This is a genomic window from Azospirillum sp. B21, from assembly GCF_008364825.1.
Lineage (GTDB): Bacteria > Pseudomonadota > Alphaproteobacteria > Azospirillales > Azospirillaceae > Azospirillum.
The window spans coordinates 1-14,037 of sequence record NZ_VTTO01000015.1; the positions used below are offsets into that span (position 1 = coordinate 1).

Below are 14,037 nucleotides of genomic sequence, written 5' to 3' on the forward strand. Positions count from 1 at the left end.
TGCAGGCGGCGATCGAGGACGCCATCGCCCGCATCCGCGCCTGCGGCAAGCCGGCCGGCATCCTGTCGGCGGACGAGGCTTTGGCGAAGCGCTACATCGAACTCGGCTGTACCTTCGTCGCCGTCGGCTCCGACCTCGGCATCCTCGCCCGCACCTCCGAACAGCTCGCCGCTAGGTTCAAGACGAACGCCTGAGAGGACCCGTCCGATGTCCGACACTCCGCTCTACATCAAGGTGCATGGCGACGACAATGTCGCCATCATCGTCAACAACCTGGGCCTGCCGGAAGGAACGGCGTTCCCCTGCGGCCTGACCTTGCGCGAGTTCGTGCCCCAGGGCCACAAGGTGGTGCTCGCCGATCTGGCGGAGGGCGATCCGATCCTCCGCTACGGCGAGGTGATCGGCCATGCCGCGCGCGACATCGCCCGCGGAAGCTGGATCGAGGAATCACTGGTGAGGCTGCCATCCGCTCCGGCGCTGGGCAGCCTGCCGCTCGCCACCAACGTCCCGCCGGCGCAACCGCCGCTGGAGGGCTACACATTCGAAGGCTTCCGCAATCCGGACGGTTCGGTCGGCACCAAGAACCTGCTGGGCATCAGCATGAGCGTGCAGTGCGTGGCCGGGGTGATGGACTTCGCCATCGAGCGCATCAAGAAGGAGTTGCTGCCCCGCTACCCGAATGTCGACGACGTCGTCGCCATCGAACACGCCTATGGCTGCGGCGTGGCGATCAACGCCCCCGAAGCGGTGGTGCCGATCCGCACCCTGCAGAACCTCGCCCGCAACCCCAACCTGGGCGGTCAGGTGATGGTGGTCGGGCTGGGCTGCGAGAAGCTGCAGCCGGAACGCCTGCTGCCGGCCGGCGCGTCCGGCGACACCAGCATCATGACGCTTCAGGACGAACGCCATGTCGGCTTCGGCGCCATGGTCGCCTTGATCATGGAGATGGCTGAGAAGCGCCTCCGGGAACTGGACGGGCGCCGGCGCGTGACCTGCCCGGCCGCCGACCTCGTGGTCGGCATGCAGTGCGGCGGCAGCGACGCCTTTTCCGGGGTCACCGCCAACCCGGCGGTCGGCTATGCCTCGGACCTGCTGGTGCGGGCCGGCGCGACCGTGATGTTCTCCGAAGTCACGGAAGTGCGCGACGCCATCCACCTGCTGACGCCGCGCGCGGTCGACGAGGAGGTGGGACGGGCCCTCATTCGCGAAATGGACTGGTACGACCGTTACCTCTCGGCCGGCCAGACCGACCGCAGCGCCAACCCATCGCCGGGCAACAAGAAGGGCGGGCTGGCGAATGTGGTGGAAAAGGCGCTGGGCTCCATCGCCAAGTCGGGCAGCAGCCCGATCGTCGGGGTGCTGTCGCCCGGCGAGCGGGCCGACCGCAAGGGGCTGATCTACGCCGCGACCCCCGCCAGCGACTTCGTCTGCGGCACGCTGCAGCTGGCATCGGGCTGCAACATGGAGGTGTTCACCACCGGGCGCGGCACGCCCTACGGTCTTGCCATGGTACCGGTCATCAAGGTCTCGACCCGCACGGCGCTAGCCGAGCGCTGGCACGACCTGATCGACGTGGATGCCGGACGCATCGCCACCGGTCAGGCAACCATCGAGGACATCGGCTGGGAGATTTTCCGCATGATCCTGGATGTCGCCAGCGGCCGGAAGAAGACCTGGGCCGACCATTGGGGCATCCGCAACGCGATGACGCTGTTCAACCCGGCGCCGGTCACCTGATCGGACCGGTTCCCTTGCACAATGTCCCGGCGTTGGTTGCCGGACGCAAAAATTTGTTTCAGATCGTTGCAATCAAAAGGGTTGGATTGACTCTAATCGTATGGCCTATTCCAGGCGCATGCGGGACGTGGGGCGCTTCCATGCCGTGACCGGGCATCGCATGGAAAGACACGATACGCAGCATGATCATGTGGCTCGATTCCCTGTTCCGTCCCGCCGCGCCCGGCCCCTTGGACGCCGTGTTGGTCGGTTCCTACACCCCCTGGTTGGTGGGGCTGTCCTTCCTGGTCGCGGCTTTCGCCTCCCTGGCTGCCCTGATGATCGCCCAACGGCTGTCCACCGCCGCGCCGCTGGCCCGGACGGTGTGGCTCGCCGCCGGTTCAGCCAGCATGGGCGGCGGAATCTGGGCCATGCATTTCATCGGCATGCTGGCGTTCGCGCTGCCCTGCGGAGTCAACTACAGCGCCGGCCTGACGCTGCTGTCGCTCCTGCCCGGAATGATGGCCAGCGCCGTCGCCCTGCGAGTGATCGGACGGACGGACGAGATCGGGCGGAAGCGGCTGGCACTCAGCGCCGTGCTTATGGGTGCCGGCATCGGCGCCATGCACTACACCGGCATGGCCGCCATGGATATCGACGCGGTGCTGCGTTATGACGCGCGGCTGGTGGTGCTGTCGGTCGTGGTCGCGGTGGTGCTGGCCTTCGTCTCGCTGAGCATCCGCGGCCTGACCCGCCGGGCCAAGGCGGCCGGCGGCCGGCTTCTGGCGATGGCGGCGGCGGCCGCCGTGATGGGCGGCGCCATCACCGGCATGCACTACACCGCCATGCATGCCGCGGTCTTCTTCCCCGCCGATCAGCCGGAGACGCTCGTCGCCACGCTGCCGCCGACGACGCTCGCGCTGCTGGTCGTCGTCTTCGCGGTGTCGCTCGCCACCGCCACCATGGCCGCCGCCGTCGCCGGGCGCCAGGTCGAAACCGCCCAGGCTCTGCGCGAGGAGATCTCCCGCCGCGCCGCGCTGGAGCGGGACGCCAAAGCCGGCGAGGCGCGGCTCCAGGCGATCTTCGACACGGTGGTCGACGGCATCATCACCATCAACGAGCGCGGCACCATCCTGCGGTGGAGCCCGGCCGCCGCCCGCATTTTCGGCTACGGCGCCGAGGAGACCGTCGGCAACAACGTCTCCCTCCTGATGCCCGAGCCGCATCATTCCGCGCATGACGGGTATCTGCGTCATTTCCTCGACACCGGCGAGGCCAAGATCATCGGGATCGGGCGCGAGACCGTCGGCCGCCGCAAGAGCGGGGAGATCTTCCCGCTGGAGTTGTCGATCAGCCAGGTCCGGCTGGGCGAGGAGATGCTGTTCACCGGCATCGTCCGCGACGTCACCGAACGCAAGCGCGTGCAGCGTGAGCTCGAGGAGGCCGTGCGCGGCGCCGACGCCGCCAACCGTGCCAAGTCGGCCTTCATCGCCAATGTCAGCCATGAGGTGCGCACGCCGCTGAACGCCATCATCGGCATGGCGCATATTCTCATGCGGGCCGGCATGGAACGGTCCCAGCATGACCAGGCGGCCAAGATTCTCAACGCCGGCCGCTCGCTGCTGTCGATCATCAACGACATCCTCGACTTCTCGAAGGTCGAGGCCGGACAGCTCAACATCGAGGCGATCGAGCTGGACCTGGAGCGGGTGCTCCAGGACGTCGCCGACATGGTGGTGGAGAAGGTGGCGGCGAAGGGGCTCGAGCTGGTCGTCGACATCGGCGCCGACGTGCCGCTGCGCCTTGTCGGCGACCCTTTGCGGCTCGGCCAGATCCTGCTGAACTACGTCAGCAACGCCGTCAAGTTCACCCAGTCGGGCGAGATAAAGGTGACGGTGCGGCGCGACGACGGCGCGGGCGAACCGGCGGAAGGGCGCGTGCGCCTGCATTTTGCCGTCCGCGACACCGGCATCGGTTTGTCGGAGGAAGCGCGGGGCCGCCTGTTCCAGCCTTTCCAGCAGGCCGACGCCTCGACCACACGGCGCTTCGGCGGCACCGGTCTTGGCCTCGTCATCAGCAAGCGGCTGGCCGAAATGATGGGCGGCAGCGTCGGGGTGGAGAGCCGCCCCGGCGAGGGCAGCACCTTCTGGTTCACCGCCGCCCTGGGCGTCGCCGCCAGCGCCGCGGACCGGAAGGCCGCCACGCCGGTCGGGCTGCGCGGCCGCCGCGCCCTGGTGGTCGAGGACAACGACAGCACCCGCACCGTGATCTGCGACATGCTGCGCTCGATGACCTTCGAGGTGCAGGGGGCCGCGGGCGGCAACGAGGCCGTCGCGGCGACCCGCGCGGCGCTTGCCGCCGGCAAGCCCTTCGACATCGTCTTCGTCGACTGGCGGATGCCGGGCATGGACGGAATAGACGCGGTGCGTGCGATCCGCGCCCTGTACGCCAAGGACCCGGTTTCCGCCGCCGACCTGGCCTTCGTGCTGGTCACGGCCTATGGCGGGGCGGAGATCATGCACCGTGCCGCACGTGCCGGCGTCGACGAGATCCTGGTCAAGCCGGTGAATCCCAGCATCTTGCTCGACGCCGCATCCCGCGCGCTCGGCATCGTCGGCGCCGACGCGGTTCCGACTGACGCGCCCGACGCCGCGATCGGCGCGCAGTTGGCCGGGCTGCGCATCCTGGTCGCCGAGGACAATCCGCTGAACCAGGACGTTGCCCGCGAGCTGCTGACCAGCGTCGGCGCTTTGCCCGACATCGCCGAAAACGGCGCCGTCGCTATCGAGCGGCTGGCGGCACAGCGCTACGACCTCGTCCTGATGGACATGCAGATGCCGGTGATGGATGGGTTGACCGCCGTCCGCCTCCTCCGCGAGCGGCCCGAACTGACGACGCTGCCGGTGGTCGCGATGACGGCCAACGCCATGGCAAACGACCGTCAGGCTTGCCTGGACGCCGGCATGAACGACCACCTCTCCAAGCCGATCGACCCGGACGAGTTGTATGCGATGGTCGCCCTCTGGGCCGGACGCGCGGCGGAGGCACCGGACGGATCGGCGGAATACTCCCTGGACGGTGCCGCGCCCAGCGTCCGCCGTGCGGCGGCCGGCGTGCCGCCGCCCTTCGACGCCCTCGGGCCGGAGATCGACGCGGCGGCCGGCCTGCACCGGGTGCTGAACCGGCCGCAGCTCTATCGCTCCCTGCTCGACCGCTTCCGGGCCGAACAGGAAGACTCGGACGCGCTGATCGCCGATGCGCTCGCCGCTGGCAACCTCGCCCTTGCGGAGATCATCGTTCACACCGCCAAGGGCCTGTCGGCGCAGATCGGGGCCGGCGAACTCGCCGAAACGGCGGCGGCGCTGGAAGCTGCCTTGCGCGCTGGCGAAACCGGAGCCGAAACGGACGGGCTCGTCGCCCTATATGCGCAAGCGCTGCGCCGGGCGCTATCCGCCATCGACCGCGCGATCCCACAGCGGGCGGCACGTCCCGCCGGGCAGTCTTCCGCCGCTTCTCTCGACGCACCACCCGGCACGCCGGCGGCTTTCGATCCCCTCCCCCCGCTGAGTGCTGCGCAGGAGGATTTGCTGCGCCGGCTTGGCACCCTGCTGGCCGACGACGACGCCGATGCCCACGAGCTGGTCCCGCGGGAGGGGGAGGCTTTGCGCGCAGCGCTGGGATCCGAGGCCTACGCCACATTGGCGGCGGCCGTCGGGCGTTTCGATTTCGACCAAGGGCTGGCCGTCACGCGCCGCCGCCTGGATGCCAATACCACTTCCGCCGCCAGCTGATCCTGCTCATTCCCATGACCACAGCCGCCCTGCCGATCGAAAGACCGCTTGCGATGACCGACTCCGAAGCCCGCCGCCCCCTCGTGCTCGTGGTGGACGATACACCGGACAACCTGATGTTGATGGCCGGCCTGCTGAAGGAGAGCTACCGCGTCAAGGTGGCGAGCGGCGGCGAGAAGGCGCTGCGGATCGCGCAAACCGCTCCGGCTCCCGACCTGATCCTGCTCGACATCATGATGCCGGACATGGACGGCTACGCCGTGTGTCGCCAGTTGAAGGCCGATGCCGCCACCCGCGACATCCCGGTGGTCTTCCTGACCGCTTTGTCGGAGCAGGCGGACGAGCAGGCCGGGCTGGAACTGGGTGCGGTGGACTACATCACCAAGCCGATCAGCGCGCCCATTCTGCTGGCGCGCGTGCGCAATCACATCCGCCTCAAGGAGGCGGCCGACTACATCCGCGACAAGAACCTGTTCCTGGAAGCCGAAGTGGAGCGCCGCACCGCCCATATGCGGGCGATCCAGGACGTGACGATCATGGCATTGGCCTCTCTGGCGGAGACGCGGGACAACGAGACCGGCAGCCATATCCTGCGGACCCAGCATTACGTCCGCGCCCTGGCCGAAGAGTTGCGCCATCACCCGCGCTTCGCCGCCTTCCTGAGCGACGGCGTCATCGACCTGCTCTATAAATCTGCGCCGCTGCACGACATCGGCAAGGTCGGCATCCCCGACGCCATCCTGCTGAAGCCGGGCAAGCTGACGGCGGCGGAGTGGGAAATCATGAAGACCCACGCCACGCTGGGCAGCGATTCACTGGCGCGGGCGGAGGACCGGCTTGAAGGCGACACTCCATCCTTCCTGCGCTTCGCCCGCGAGATCGCCGAGGCGCATCACGAGAAGTGGGACGGCTCCGGCTACCCGCGCGGCCTGAAGGGGGAGGACATTCCCGTATCGGCTCGGCTGATGGCGCTGGCCGACGTCTACGATGCCCTGATCTCCAGGCGCGTCTACAAGGATCCGATGAGCCACGAGCAGGCCTCGGCGATCATCCTGGACGGGCGGGGCCGCCATTTCGACCCGGATGTCACCGACGCGTTCCTGCGGCTTGCCGGACGCTTCCAGGAAATCGCCGAGCGCTACGCCGACCAAAACATGTCGTGAGAACCGCCCCTTCCCGGATGATGTCGATCCCGGCTGATGTCGATCATGCCGGAGATCGCCGGGTATAGGACGGGTTGATTGCCGACATGGGTCGCGAGAGAAACCATAAGGCGGGCGTACCCCCGCTGCTCCCGCAAAACCACTTAGGGCACGACCTCGATATTTGAACGCCGCTGCGGTCGCCACCTGCCACGCGACCTCGGCGTGTGCTCCATCATCACCAACGTGCCGCCACGGTCGCCGCGGCACCATCCTCAAAAGTCTCATTTCGTTTTGTATAATATTCCCAGCGCACAAACGTATTTTACAATGTTGACGTTACGCAGGATTCATGTTCACCATAAATCTACTAGATTTATGGACATAAGGGGAGCACCATCATGCGACAGCCAAGACGCCCCAGCCGCCGCGCCTTCGCGGCGATCGCCGCGTCGGTGATGGGTCTGCTGATGACCTCGGCAATCGCGGCTCCGGCAGCTGCCGAAGGACGCATCCGCATCGCCGAGCAATATGGGCTCGGCTATCTGCCGCTGCATGTGCTGCGCCACAACCAGTTGATCGAAAAGCACGGCAAGGCGCTGGGCCTCGACATCGCCGTCGAGTGGGTTCAGCTGTCCGGCGGCGCGGCGATGAACGATGCGCTGCTGTCCGGCAGCATCGATCTGGGCTCCGCCGGCGTCGGGCCGCTGCTGACCATCTGGGACCGGACCAGGGGCAACGCCAACGTCAAGGCGATCGCGTCGCTGAACGACATGCCGCTGTTCCTGACCACCGCCAATCCCAAGGTCAAGACACTGAAGGACTTAACCGACGCCGACAAGATCGCGCTGCCGGCGGTGAAGGTCGGCGTGCAGGCCCGTATCCTGCAGTTGGCGGCGGAAAAGGAACTGGGCGCCGGCAAGCACGACGTGCTCGACAAGCTGACCGTGTCGATGCCGCATCCCGACGCCACGGCGGCCCTGCTGTCGGGCAGCGGCGGCATCACCGCCCATCTCTCCGGCCCACCCTTCCAGTACCAGCAGCTGGACAACCCGAAGATCCACAAGGTCTTCAGCTCCTACGACGTGCTGGGCGGGCCGCACAGCTTCAACCTGATCTGGAGCAAGCAGTCCTTCCGCGACGACAACCCGAAGACCTACCGGGCCTTCCTGAACGCGCTTCGTGAGGCGATGGACAGCATCAACGCCGATCACGAGGCGGCTGCGGACGCCTATCTGGCACAGAACAAGGGCAGCCTGGACAAGGCCTATATCCTGCGCCTGCTGAAGGATCCCGACATCAGCTTCACCGTCACGCCGAACCGGACGGAGGCCTTCGCCGACTTCATGCACAAAGTCGGCGCCATCAAGAACAAACCGGCCTCCTGGAAGGATTATTTCTTCGACGACCTGCATGACGGCGCGGGGAGCTGACGCGATGAACGCGCTGACCTATCCGCACAGCATCGACAGCGACGGCCTGTCCGAACGGCCGCTGCTGGACGTCTCCGGCGTCACCCTGCAATACAAGACGCGCCGACACCTCGTCACCGCGACCTACCGCGTCGATTTCCAGGTGTTCCAGTCCGAACGCTATGTCCTGCTGGGACCGTCGGGCTGCGGCAAATCCTCCCTGCTGAAGGCGGTCGGCGGCTTCCTCCAGCCGGTGGAAGGGGCGATCCGCCTGAACGGCCGCACCGTGACGAAGCCCGGCCCCGACCGCATGATGGTCTTCCAGGAATTCGACCAGCTTCCGCCCTGGAAGACGGTCAAGGAGAACGTCATGTTCCCCCTGCTCGCCAGCGGCAAGGCCAGGCGGCGCGAGGCGGAGGAAAAGGCGCTCGACTGCATCGCCCGGGTGAACCTGTCGAAGTTCGCCGACGTCCACCCGCACATGCTGTCCGGCGGCATGAAGCAGCGCGTCGCCATCGCCCGCGCCATGGCGATGGAGCCCGACATCCTGCTGATGGACGAGCCCTTCGCCGCGCTCGACGCGCTGACCCGCCGCAAGATGCAGGAGGAGTTGCTGCAACTGTGGGACGACCTGCGCTTCACCGTGCTGTTCGTCACCCATTCCATCGAGGAGGCGCTGGTCGTCGGATCGCGCATCCTGGTGCTGTCGCCCCATCCCGGACAGGTGAAGGCGGAGGTCAACTGCGACGGTTACGACCATGGCGCCGTCGGCGGGGCGGAGTTCCAGACCCTCGCCGGCCGCATCCACACCATGCTGTTCGCCGAGGATGTGGAAGGCCCCAGTCAAGCCACCGGAAAGAGGCCAAGCGCATGACCGACCTGTCCTTTTCCCCGCGGCCCCTCCCGCCGGGCGGCCGGCGCGAACCGCCCCTGCGCCCGGAGTACGAGCGCACCGTCACCGCCACCGGCCCCATCGGCGACGTCGCCCGCCCGCTGTCCCCGTGGGAGCGGCTGAGCAACGTCACGGCTCTGCGCCGGCTTCTGGTCCTCGCCGCGGTCGCGGCGCTGTGGCAGGCGGCGGCGGTCTGGCAGAACAACCCGCTGATGTTCCCGACCTTCACCGACACCATGGCGGCGCTGTGGGACGGCATCCGGCGCGACGGCCTGCTGCCGATGGCCTGGACCTCGCTGTCGGTGCTGCTGAAGGGCTATGCGGTGGCGGTGGTGCTGGCCGTGCTGCTGACCACGGTCGCCGTCTCGACCCGGATCGGCAACGACCTGCTGTCGACGCTGACCTCCATGTTCAACCCGCTGCCGGCCATCGCCATGCTGCCCATCGCCATGCTGTGGTTCGGGCTGGGCGAGGTCAGCCTGATCTTCGTGCTGGTCCATGCCGTGCTGTGGCCGCTGGCGCTGAACACCCATGCCGGCTTCACCTCGGTGTCGGAGACGCTGCGGATGGCCGGGCGCAATTACGGGCTGGGCGGCCTGCGCTATGTCGTGACGCTGCTGATCCCCGCCGCCTTCCCGGCGATCCTGACCGGGCTGAAGGTCGGCTGGGCCTTCGCCTGGCGCACGCTGATCGCGGCGGAGCTGGTGTTCGGCGTGTCGTCCGGCAAGGGCGGGCTCGGCTGGTTCATCTTCCAGAACCGCAACGAACTTTACATCGACAAGGTCTTCGCCGGCCTCGTCACCGTCATCCTGATCGGCCTGCTGGTCGAGAACGTCGTCTTCCGCTGGATCGAGGTCCACACGGTCCGCAAATGGGGCATGGTCCGCTAAATGGCTTTCCAAGACATCAATCCCGTGCGCTTCGATTCCAACCTGACGGTCGAGCGCCCCACCTTCGTCACCCATCTGGAATGCGCCTACACCGGCGAACGGTACGAGGCCGACACCGTCCACAACCTGTCGCGCGCCGGCAAGCCGCTGCTGGTCCGCTACGACCTGAATGGCGTGAAGCAGGCGCTGACCAAGAGCGCGCTGTCCGAACGCCCGCAGGATCTGTGGCGCTACCGCGAGCTTCTGCCCGTCCGCCGGGTGGAGGACATCGTCAGCCTGGGCGAGGCGGTGACCCCGCTGCTCCCGCTGTCCCGTCTGGCAAAAAGGCTGGGCGCGGCAGAGTTGCTGGTGAAGGACGAGGGGCGGCTTCCCACCGGCTCCTTCAAGGCGCGCGGACTGGTGATGGCGGTGTCGATGGCGAAGTCCTTCGGCATCACGCACATGGCGATGCCGACCAACGGCAATGCCGGCGCGGCGCTCGCCGCCTACGCCACCCGCGCCGGCATCCGCACCACCATCTTCTGCCCGGCCGACACGCCGGAAGTGAACGTGTCGGAGATCGAGCTGCAGGGCGCCACCGTCTACCGCGTCAACGGCCTGATCGACGATTGCGGGAAGATCGTCGGCGAGGGCAAGGCCAAGGTCGGCTGGTTCGACGTGTCCACCCTGAAGGAGCCCTACCGGATCGAAGGCAAGAAGACCATGGGGCTGGAGCTTGCCGAACAGTTGGGCTGGGAGGTGCCGGACGTCATCTTCTATCCCACCGGCGGCGGCACCGGCCTGATCGGCATGTGGAAGGCCTTCGACGAATTGGAGGCCATCGGCTTCATCGGATCGAAGCGGCCGCGCATGGTGGCGGTGCAGGCCGCCGGCTGTGCCCCGATGGTCCGCGCCTGGGAACAGGGGGAGGAGCATGCCCCGCGCTGGGAGGATGCGCACACCATCGCGTCCGGCATCCGCGTGCCGCAGGCGGTCGGCGATTTCCTGATCCTGCGCGCCGTGCGCGAGAGCGGCGGCTTCGCCATCGCGGTGCCCGACGACGCCATCCAGGCCGCGCTGACCGAGGTGGCGCGCGAGGAAGGTTTCCTGCTCTGCCCCGAAGGAGCGGCCACCTACGCCGCCTACAAACAGGCGCTGGCCGACGGCCGGGTCGGGCGGGACGAACGCGCCGTCCTGTTCAACTGCGCCACCGGCCTGAAATACCCGCTGCCGCCGGTGCACCGCAAGCTGGACCGCACCCGGCCCATCGACTATTCGGCCTTCGGGGAAGCTGCTCGATGAGCGAGACCCGCCACCACCCGGACCGGCTGGTGGCGACGTCCTTGCCGTTCGCTCAAGCCCGGATCCTGTTCCGCAGCATTCCGTCCTCCAGGAACATCCGCACCGTCTCCGCCGCGTTGCGCCGCATCTCCACGGCCGCCTGATCGGAGTGGAAGGCGTTGTGCGGGGTCACCACCAGCCGTCCGGCCAGCCAGCCCTCCCCCGCCCGCCAGGCGTCGAGCAGCGGATGGGGGGCCGGCGGCTCGACCGGCAGCACGTCGGTCCCGACCGCCGCCAGCCGGCCGTCGCGCAGGGCCAATTCCACCGGGTCGAGCCCCGCGAACAGTTCGCCCCGTGCGGTGTTGACCAGTATGGCCCCCGGCTTCATCGCCGCCAGGGTCGCCCCGTTCAGCAGGCCGCGCGTCTCCGGCGTCAGCGGGCAATGGAAAGTGACGATGTCGGATTCGGCCAGCAGGTCTTCCAGCCGGCGAACGCGGCGGTAGCCGACCGCCTTCTCGTGCCCGGCCGGCTGCAACGGATCATAGCCCAGGATCCGATAGCCGAAGCCCTTCAGGCGGTTCACCACCGCGGTTCCGATCCGTCCCACCCCGACCACCCCCACGGTCGCGGCGCTGGAACGGTGCAGCGGCGTCAGCGTGTTGGCCTGCCATGTCGTCGTATAGCCGCGGGCGCGGGCATCATGCTCCCACAGGCGCCGCTGCAGCGACAGGATCATGGCGACGGCATGGTCGGCGACCTCCTCCGTCCCGTAATCCGGGTTGTTGCAGAACGGGATCCCGGCGGCCTCCAGCGCCGCGACATCGACGCGGTCGTAGCCGACGCCGAAGCGCACGACGATCCGGCAGCGCTTCAACCGCTCGACCGTGGCCGGACCGATGCGCGTGCTCCACACCAGCAGAGCGTCCAATCGGGCGAGACGCTCCGGATCGAGATCCTCCTCCCGCCGGCAATCGAGGAAATCGACCTCGGCGACACCATCCAGCACAGCCGCTTCAAGATCGGGGGGCGGAATCATGTGATCGGTGATTCCGACGACGAACCGCCTTGCTTGCTGCTGCATCCCTGCCGCTCCTGTCATTTCCCAGGTTGATGAGGGCGTTATCTGTCCACGCAATTACGAGGTTTGCAAGATGAAGCCCATTTCCGAAATAGGGAAACAGTTATGCATTCAAGCGGCTGAACTGCCGAATAACCCTACATACTCACAGGTGCCGCAGTGAAAACTCCGAACGCCAACGCACCGGAAGCTGGCGACCTCGACCGTCCGATCCAGCCCCTGGACCGGCCACCGCGCTCCCGTCGCGCTCGCTCCTTCGAACACGACAGCCCTTCCGCAGTCGATGGGCGGCGACACGCCGTCTCCCCCTGGTCAAAGCCGCAGCCATCTTCTTCATCGCAAACCGATCAGCGAGTGCTGAAAGCCATATCCTGTCATCTTGTCATCCTGTCATCTTGGCCAGCAAAAATGCGGGAGCCATGCGGTTCCGGCGGCAAATGAGCATGACGCCGGGCACCCATATGATTGCTGCCGCAGCCAGATGCACATTCCGGCCACTCATGATGGAATTGAATGCTCCCGACAGACCAGACATTTGCCGGTGCCGTGGCGCCAGCCTCATTCGAATGCGCAACATCAAAGAAAATTGATGCGCAAAGCAGGACGAGCGGTTGCATCTAAATAGAAAAATCCAGCAGTATCACCGAATAACAACCAAATTTTACCTGGCTTTCCTTAATATAGGGCTCGGCGCCTCCGTCAAGAACACACAGGTGGACGAGATGTCAGTGCGTGTTGCGAGCAAAAAATCTTTAACAAGCGCTGTGCCACACACCCCTGATGACAGGAAGATCGGCACAGTTATCAACAGGCTGGGATTTATTGTAACGTCATTCTTGTTACTTTACTCGGCACTGAGCTACTTCCTTGCCGCATCGGATGCACGAGATGGGGAAGTCGGCCTGCCCAATCAAGCCGCTTTCTTCGCTCGGTTGGCAGCATCCATCGCAGATTTCCCGATCCCGCTGGCGCATGCACTCACCGACGGCAACGTCTTCACCCACGATGGTCTTTATTTCCTGTCTTATTGCTTCCCGCTCGCCCTTCAGATCGCCGTGGCGGCATAGCTGTTCCGTTGGCTGTCCGATTTCAGCGGCCCGGTCACGAAGACGATGACGGATCGCCTCTTCTTCTGGCCGGTTCTTTTCACCGTCGCCTGCATTCCGTCTGTTCCGGTGATGACGCAGGACCTCTGGTTTTCCGCGCTTTGGGGCGAAAAAATCATCGATGGCCTCAACCCTTACTATGTTCCCTTCACGCCGGAACAGGCCAGCTTCTACCCATTCGACGAGGTGTCGGCGATGATGACCTACGGCCCCCTGTGGGCGGTCATCTGGGCCGGCATCATGGCTCTCAGCGACGGCAATGTCTGGGTGACCGGGCTTCTGTTCAAACTGGTCCTGGGGGGCGCCTGGATTGCCGCGCTCGCCATAGTCCGGCGGATCGGCCGGACCCATGACGAGGCGACCGCCGCAGCCGGCCTCGTCGCGTTCGGCTGGCTGCCCATCGGCCACATCTATTCGGCCGGCGAGGGACACAACGACATGGCGATGGTCGTCTTCATGCTGCTGTGGCTGATGCGCCTTCCCTCCGGCGACCGTGCCGGTCCGCTGGCGCTGGCGGCGTCGGCCGCCTGCAAATATACCAGCGCAGCCCTGGTCTCCGTCGATCTGCTGTACAGGGTCGGCAAATCCGGGCGCACGGATTTCAAAAGCATCCTGGTTCCATATCTTCTGCGTGGAATCCCGGCAGCGGCCCTCTTCCTTGCCGTCCGGTTCCTCTTTTTCCGCTCTCCCACCTTCTTCGATGGAGCCCGCGGCATGACCGGCTAGCAGTGGCTTCAACCAGTCGACGTC

Annotated in this window: 11 protein-coding genes and 1 pseudogene; 10 read left to right on the top strand and 2 right to left on the bottom strand. The window is 66.5% G+C overall.

What is annotated here, in order from left to right; genetic code table 11:
* Both FZ983_RS25975 and garD read left to right on the top strand, forming a co-directional pair.
* Positions 1–194: pseudogene (locus FZ983_RS25975) on the top strand (aldolase/citrate lyase family protein); the annotation flags it as partial.
* Positions 195–207: 13 nt separating this feature from the next.
* Positions 208–1,737, top strand: coding sequence for a galactarate dehydratase (gene garD / locus FZ983_RS25980; RefSeq protein WP_149226836.1), 1,530 nt, complete (start codon positions 208–210; stop codon positions 1,735–1,737).
* Positions 1,738–1,795: 58 nt separating this feature from the next.
* On the opposite strand, the gene FZ983_RS35140 is transcribed toward garD, so the two are convergent.
* Positions 1,796–1,927 (bottom strand): hypothetical protein, encoded by a 132-nt coding sequence (locus FZ983_RS35140; RefSeq protein ID WP_282187051.1) that lies wholly within the window; start codon positions 1,925–1,927, stop codon positions 1,796–1,798.
* Between FZ983_RS35140 and FZ983_RS25985 the strand changes: the two genes are divergently transcribed.
* The 6 genes from FZ983_RS25985 (at position 1,926) to FZ983_RS26010 (ending at position 11,124) form a co-directional block, all read left to right on the top strand.
* Complete coding sequence (locus FZ983_RS25985; protein WP_188092511.1) at positions 1,926–5,507, top strand: response regulator; 3,582 nt, start codon at positions 1,926–1,928, stop codon at positions 5,505–5,507. The genes FZ983_RS35140 and FZ983_RS25985 overlap by 2 nt on opposite strands.
* 53 nt (positions 5,508–5,560) lie before the next feature.
* Positions 5,561–6,670, top strand: coding sequence for a two-component system response regulator (locus FZ983_RS25990; protein ID WP_149226840.1), 1,110 nt, complete (start codon positions 5,561–5,563; stop codon positions 6,668–6,670).
* Between the two features lie 380 nt (positions 6,671–7,050).
* Positions 7,051–8,082, top strand: coding sequence for an ABC transporter substrate-binding protein (locus FZ983_RS25995; RefSeq protein WP_149226842.1), 1,032 nt, complete (start codon positions 7,051–7,053; stop codon positions 8,080–8,082).
* 4 nt (positions 8,083–8,086) lie between these two features.
* Positions 8,087–8,935: an ABC transporter ATP-binding protein gene (locus tag FZ983_RS26000; RefSeq protein ID WP_149226845.1), complete on the top strand. Its 849-nt coding sequence runs from the start codon at positions 8,087–8,089 to the stop codon at positions 8,933–8,935.
* Complete coding sequence (locus tag FZ983_RS26005; protein ID WP_149226847.1) at positions 8,932–9,843, top strand: ABC transporter permease; 912 nt, start codon at positions 8,932–8,934, stop codon at positions 9,841–9,843. The genes FZ983_RS26000 and FZ983_RS26005 overlap by 4 nt, the downstream gene beginning before the upstream one ends.
* Positions 9,844–11,124 (top strand): threonine synthase, encoded by a 1,281-nt coding sequence (locus FZ983_RS26010; RefSeq protein WP_247883982.1) that lies wholly within the window; start codon positions 9,844–9,846, stop codon positions 11,122–11,124.
* A 52-nt stretch (positions 11,125–11,176) separates the two neighbouring features.
* Here the strand turns inward: FZ983_RS26010 and FZ983_RS26015 are convergent, their stop codons facing one another.
* On the bottom strand, positions 11,177–12,184 hold the full coding sequence (locus FZ983_RS26015; protein WP_149226849.1) for a C-terminal binding protein: 1,008 nt from the start codon (positions 12,182–12,184) through the stop codon (positions 11,177–11,179).
* A 710-nt stretch (positions 12,185–12,894) separates the two neighbouring features.
* Here FZ983_RS26015 and FZ983_RS26020 point away from each other — a divergent pair.
* The gene (locus FZ983_RS26020; protein ID WP_149226851.1) at positions 12,895–13,248 is read left to right on the top strand and encodes a hypothetical protein; all 354 of its coding nucleotides are present in this window, start codon (positions 12,895–12,897) and stop codon (positions 13,246–13,248) included.
* A 45-nt stretch (positions 13,249–13,293) separates the two neighbouring features.
* The gene (locus tag FZ983_RS34310; RefSeq protein WP_188092512.1) at positions 13,294–14,013 is read left to right on the top strand and encodes a hypothetical protein; all 720 of its coding nucleotides are present in this window, start codon (positions 13,294–13,296) and stop codon (positions 14,011–14,013) included.
* The last annotated feature ends 24 nt before the right edge of the window (positions 14,014–14,037 follow it).